The organism is Streptomyces sp. NPDC059957, from assembly GCF_042730015.1.
Lineage (GTDB): Bacteria > Actinomycetota > Actinomycetes > Streptomycetales > Streptomycetaceae > Streptomyces.
Genome location: NZ_JBHWMB010000003.1, coordinates 84,748 through 89,797, shown reverse-complemented (window position 1 = coordinate 89,797; position 5,050 = coordinate 84,748). Strand labels below are relative to the sequence as shown.

The 5,050-nt window shown below is 69.6% G+C and carries 6 protein-coding genes; 2 read left to right on the top strand and 4 right to left on the bottom strand.

What is annotated here, in order from left to right; genetic code table 11:
• Window positions 1-101 precede the first annotated feature (101 nt).
• From ACFWBW_RS03165 to ACFWBW_RS03155, 3 genes are all read right to left on the bottom strand, one after another.
• Window positions 102-710, bottom strand: a complete 609-nt coding sequence (locus tag ACFWBW_RS03165) for a TetR/AcrR family transcriptional regulator (RefSeq protein ID WP_385367821.1) — start codon at window positions 708-710, stop codon at window positions 102-104.
• 70 nt (window positions 711-780) lie between these two features.
• On the bottom strand, window positions 781-1,074 hold the full coding sequence (locus ACFWBW_RS03160) for a hypothetical protein (RefSeq protein ID WP_385367819.1): 294 nt from the start codon (window positions 1,072-1,074) through the stop codon (window positions 781-783).
• 75 nt (window positions 1,075-1,149) lie between these two features.
• Entirely contained in the window at window positions 1,150-2,859 is a 1,710-nt protein-coding gene (locus ACFWBW_RS03155; protein ID WP_385367817.1) for an acyl-CoA dehydrogenase, read from the bottom strand.
• 162 nt (window positions 2,860-3,021) lie between these two features.
• On the opposite strand from ACFWBW_RS03155, the gene ACFWBW_RS03150 reads away from it, so the two are divergent.
• Both ACFWBW_RS03150 and ACFWBW_RS03145 read left to right on the top strand, forming a co-directional pair.
• A complete protein-coding gene (locus ACFWBW_RS03150; protein WP_385367815.1) occupies window positions 3,022-3,219 on the top strand; it encodes a hypothetical protein in 198 nt (65 codons plus the stop codon).
• Between the two features lie 285 nt (window positions 3,220-3,504).
• Window positions 3,505-4,473 (top strand): AraC family transcriptional regulator, encoded by a 969-nt coding sequence (locus ACFWBW_RS03145; RefSeq protein WP_385367813.1) that lies wholly within the window; start codon window positions 3,505-3,507, stop codon window positions 4,471-4,473.
• A gap of 57 nt (window positions 4,474-4,530) precedes the next feature.
• On the opposite strand, the gene ACFWBW_RS03140 is transcribed toward ACFWBW_RS03145, so the two are convergent.
• The gene (locus ACFWBW_RS03140; RefSeq protein WP_385367811.1) at window positions 4,531-4,764 is read right to left on the bottom strand and encodes a hypothetical protein; all 234 of its coding nucleotides are present in this window, start codon (window positions 4,762-4,764) and stop codon (window positions 4,531-4,533) included.
• Between the last annotated feature and the right edge of the window lie 286 nt (window positions 4,765-5,050).

Genomic DNA, 5,050 nt, shown 5'->3' with positions numbered 1-5,050 from the left:
GGGGACCGTGGGGGTGGGGGGAAAGGGAGGGACAGCCAGGGGGGAGGAAAGGGGGAGGGGGGGGGGGGACCAAAAGAGGGGGGACCCCCCCCACCAGCACGTCAGCTGGTCCAGGAGGCCGATCCGAGGGAGGACAGACCCGTGATGAGGTGCTCGGCGGACACGGGTGCCACCAGGTGCCGGCCGACGAGGAGACCCGGCATGAGGGTCATCAGAACCGTCGCGACCCCCCGAGGATCGGCATCCGCCGCGACCTGGCCCTCCTCGCACCACCGCCTGGCCAGCTCCTCCAGCTGGCCGTGCACGCCGAGATAGAAGGCCCGGGTGCGTTCCTCCATGTCCGGCCTGCGCAGGGCCTCCCCCCAGGACTGGATGGCGATCCGCGTGAGGTCGTACTCCGACTGGGCGTCCCGGTCGCGGACCTCACCCACCATCGCAGCAACCACCTGCGCCGGTGACACGGTGGGGCGCTGCGCCAGCAGTCCGTCGAACAGGCTCCGCACGAGGGTCATGGCCTCGTCCGCGGCGGCGTCGATGAGGTCGTCCTTGCTGCGGAAGTACCGGTAGACGGCGCTGGAGGACATGCCGGTCGCGGCGATCACGTCGTCCATGGACGTGGCGTGGAAACCGTTGGCGGAGAAGCAGGTCCAGGCACTGGTGAGGATGTGACGGCGCCGCTCTTCCCGGCGCTCGTCCGTCAGGCGAGGCATCCCCCCACCCTAAACGAGAACGATGGTTTCCGTTATGGGCGCGCGAGGGAGCGAACCCGCCTGCGCGGAGCTACGGGGCGCACAGTTCACCCAGTTCGTTGACGTCCCGCTGGAGGGCCTGGGTGCCCGGGCTGCCCCAGGGGTGGTTGTTGAGGAAGCGCTGGGCGGCGTCGCGCACGGCCTGCCAGTCGTTGGCGTTCGTCGGGGCACCGGCGTTGTTCAGGTCCGCTTTGGTCCGGGCCACCACGTCGCGGCAGGTGGCCAGGGGCGCCGCGCCGGCCGGAGCGGAAGCTCCGAGCAGTGCGGTGGCACCGAGGGCAGCGGCCATCACGGCGGCCGAGACGCCTGACTTGAGGGAGTTCATGGGCTTTCTGCCTCCTGTGGGTACGGATCGCGGGGGCAGGGCATTGCTCAACCCCGCGTGTGGGCCGGATGTGGATCAGGGGCGCATCGCGTAGGTTCCGGCGATCGCCTCGATGCCCTGCCACAGGTTGTGGGTCTGTTCGGCGTCGTGGGCGGGGGTGCGCAGGCAGGCGAGCGCTTGTTTGCGCTGTTGGTCCGTGGTGCCGGGCTTGCCGTGGAGTTCGGTGAGCGGACCGGCGAAGTCCCTGATGAGGAGGGCGAAGATCTGGTCGAGGACGCCCCGGTCCAGGCCGGTCAGCCGGGCCTGCTCCAGGATGAGGTGGCCGTAGACGACGGTCATGAACAGCCGGCCGACCGGAAGCATGAAATCGAGGTCTTCCCGCTGGTCGGCGTCCGGGCCGCAGGTGGCCAGCAGCTCGCGGAATCCTTCGACTTGCTCCCGGAACCGGGCCACGTTGGCCACGTGCTCAAAGTGGTCGAAGGCAGGACGCCAGTCGTGGAAGCGGACCTCGCCGAGCCGGCCGGTGGACCCCTGCCGGAACAGGAAGTCGTCGTCGCGCTGGTCCGTCCGGGAGGGCACCGGGTCGTAGGGGGCGTCGCCGAGCAGGTAGTTGCGCAGGAACTTCAGGATCAGCGTGATGTTGACGTGGACGGTCCCCTCCAGCCGCGGCAGGCCGGGCAGGTCGCGTGCGACCCAGTTGAAGTGGGTGTCGGCTTCGAAGCCCTTGGCGGCGATGGCGTCCCAGAGGAGGGTGACGACCTGCTCCGCTTCCGTGGTCACCTTCGTCTTGGACATCGCCGTGAAGAGGATGTAGCGGCGGTCGTCCTCCTGCGCGGACCTCATGTAGTCGACGGCTCGGTTCGTGAACATCTTCATGGCGAGCAGGCGGAGGTAGGCGTCGCTGAAGATCCGGCGGATGTGAGGGAAGTCGGTGACGCGCCGCCCGTAGAGCATGCGGGTGTGCGCGTGGTTGAGGGACTCGTGGAAGGCGTGCTCGCAGGCGCCGATCCCGGCGGTGCCGAGGTTGAACTTGCCGATGTTGACGGTGTTCAGGGCTACGTCGAGGGCCGGTTTGCCGGTGTGCAGGACGTCGGCGGCGGTGACGGGGTAGTCGTCGAAGCGGATCTCGGCGACGTAGAGGTGGTCGTTGGCGACGTTGCGGACGGCCGTGTAGTTCGGGTGGCGGCTGTCGGCCAGGAAGAACACGTAGCCGTCCGGGCCTTCGACGTCGGTGCGGCGTCCGAAGGCGGTGACGATGCCGGCCACGTTGCCGTTGCCGATGTAGTACTTCGAGCCGCTCGCACGGAACCCGCCGTCGGCCGTGGGGGTGAGGAGGAGGTCCGTTGCGTAGATGTCGGCGCCGTGGGTCTTCTCCGACAGCGCGAAGGCGGCCGAGTGGCCCTGCCTGAGGAGTTCGACCGTACGGCGGCGGGCGGTCGCGTTGCCGCTCTGCCAGACGGGAGCCAGGCCCAGCATGGTGACGTGCCAGGTGTACCAGCCGTTGATGCCGTAGAAGGCGAGGACCTCGTTGAAGGCGGTGTTGCGGGCGGTGTCCCAGCGCCCGTCGCCTCCGTCGGCGGCCGAGGGGATCAGGCAGTGCGCGAAGACGCCCTGCTCCCCGGCGAAGGCGAGGAATTCGGCGAACCACGACGCGTAGCTTTCGACCAGCCGCTTCTTACCTCGCCCTTCGAACCAGTCGATCACGGCCCGCAGCAGCCGTCGGGTCTCCGGGTCGAACTCGGCGGGATCGTAGGACAGCGGGTTGAAGATCACCGGCTGGAGCATGTGGGACCACCTGTTTCCTTGCGTGGCCGGAGCCCCCGGCCGTTGTGGACTCTCGCGCACCCTTTGCGGACGTTCGAACATTCACGCCTGCTACCCCTCCCGCCTACGGTGATGAGGCAGGGAATCGGTGCCCAACTCGGGGATTCACAGGCAGGAGCAGTGATGATGCGCAAGCAACTGATCGCAGCCGCAATGACCGCGCTGTTCGTGGTCGGCGGGCTGGCGGCGGCGCCGAGCAGCTTCGCCGTGCCGTCCGCCTCACCGGCCGCCACCACGCACGTCGCGTCGAGCGGCCGGACCTCCCACCCCACGCCCCTCGAGACCTACGTACCGTTCATCTGCTCCAGGGCCTGCCACTGACCCTGCCCTGACGGTGGCCGTCCCGCCCCCCTCTTCGGACACATTCCGGGGAGGGCCGCCGCTCGGCCGGCGACAGCACTACTCCGTCCGGGTGGTACGTGGCGCGACCCTGGAATCCGCCCATGCGCACAACCTCCTGACACTGGGACACGGCCGCACGGCCGACGGCGACGGCGTTTCGGGGCACGGCCGCGGACGGGGAAGCACCGCTGCCACTCATCGTGAGGGGTGATCAACAGCATGTGAATGCTTGCCCGTCCGCACGACTTGCGTGAGAGTCCGCCCATGACCGCACCGCCGTCCACGCCCCTCCCCGTATCTGCGACCTGGGGAGATCCCATCACCGAGACCCTCGAACTCACCGGCGCACGCTGCGCCTTGTCCCGCGGACTCATCGCCGCCGGGGACTGGGCGCTGGCCTTTCCGGCGCCGGGACGACTCAAGATCCAGGCCGTGATGCAGGGCGTCGTCTGGCTGGTGATAGAGGGCGTCGAACACCCCGTCCGCCTGGAGGCCGGCGACATCGCCGTCTTCGCCGGCGACCGCCGGTACACCCTGGCGAGTAACCCGGCCGTACCTCCGATCGACGCGCTGCCCGTGCTGCGGGCGACCACCGAGACCTTCTTCCACGCCGGGGACGAAGGGCGGGACGCGGTCACGATCGGCGGCCACATCGACCTCAACACCACCGGCAAGGACCTACTGCTGAGCGCCCTTCCGCCCGTGATGCACGTCAGCGCCGCCACGGCCGAGGCGCCCGCGGCCTGCTGGCTCATGAACCAGACGCTCCACGAGATGCGGTCGGACGCCCCGGGGGCCGCCTTCGCGGCGGAGCACCTCGCACAGCTGCTCTTCGTACAGGTCCTGCGCGTCTTCCTGACCAACGCGGACTCCGACGCCTACCCGGTGGGCTGGCTCCGCGCCCTCGCCGACGAACGCGTCGCCCCCGCCCTGCGCCTCATGCACGGAGACCCGGCCCGCGCCTGGACCCTCACCGAACTCGCCCGCGCCGCGGCCATGTCCCGCACCAGCTTCGCCCAGCGCTTCAAGGAGGTCGCGGGCGTCCCGCCCCTCACCTACCTGTGCACCTGGCGGATGCGCCTGGCCCAACACGCCCTGCACCGGGAGGACACCCCCGTGGCGGCCATCGCCTCCTCCCTGGGCTACGGCTCCGAGAGCGCCTTCAGCAACGCCTTCAAACGCACCACCGGAGTGGCCCCGCGCCGCTACCGGGAAGCCGCGCGGGCGAGCTGAGCCGACCGCCGCACCTGCGCTGCCTCCAGCAGCACCGCCGGTTCGCGCCCCTGACCCCTACCCACCCAGTGGGCAGGGGTCGCGGGGCGGCCAGGAGACCCCGCGCAGCGCGGCGACCGCCTGGAGCGTCCCGTCCGTACGGCCGGCCAGCAGACCCCGGGGCGTGCGAACGCTCCAGAGGGTGTCCGCACACGGTTCCGCCCGGCCCAAGGGAAGCGGATGCGTGATGTCAGTGACGTCCTGGATGACGACCTCGTCGTCGGAGCGGGCCGCGCTGTAACTGCGGCCCATGCATTTGAAGACTGTGGGCCTCGAAGTGACATCGGCGAGCCCCAGGGGGGATACCCCCTGCTCGAGCCCGCTACCGGACAGTGGACCACGCATGACGCCTCCATTACAGAACGCGACCGATCAAACGCTCATGGTAGCTACGAGGCGGCAGCGGTCCTGCGGCCCAACGGGTTCGCCCGTCCGGGCTTCCTGCGTGGGAGGCCCAAAACGGGCGTGGGGGGACCTTCCACAAGGAACCCCGAACGGTTTGCATTTCCTTCTTGTAGAGGGGAAAACCAGCCTGGTT

Excerpts from the sequence above, each read along its gene's own strand:
- ACFWBW_RS03165 (WP_385367821.1), bottom strand. The coding sequence starts at position 710 with ATGCCTCGCCTGACGGACGAGCGCCGGGAAGAGCGGCGCCGTCACATC.
- ACFWBW_RS03145 (WP_385367813.1), top strand. The coding sequence starts at position 3,505 with ATGACCGCACCGCCGTCCACGCCCCTCCCCGTATCTGCGACCTGGGGA.
- ACFWBW_RS03160 (WP_385367819.1), bottom strand. The coding sequence starts at position 1,074 with ATGAACTCCCTCAAGTCAGGCGTCTCGGCCGCCGTGATGGCCGCTGCC.
- ACFWBW_RS03150 (WP_385367815.1), top strand. The coding sequence starts at position 3,022 with ATGATGCGCAAGCAACTGATCGCAGCCGCAATGACCGCGCTGTTCGTG.
- ACFWBW_RS03140 (WP_385367811.1), bottom strand. The coding sequence starts at position 4,764 with ATGGGCCGCAGTTACAGCGCGGCCCGCTCCGACGACGAGGTCGTCATC.
- ACFWBW_RS03155 (WP_385367817.1), bottom strand. The coding sequence starts at position 2,859 with ATGCTCCAGCCGGTGATCTTCAACCCGCTGTCCTACGATCCCGCCGAG.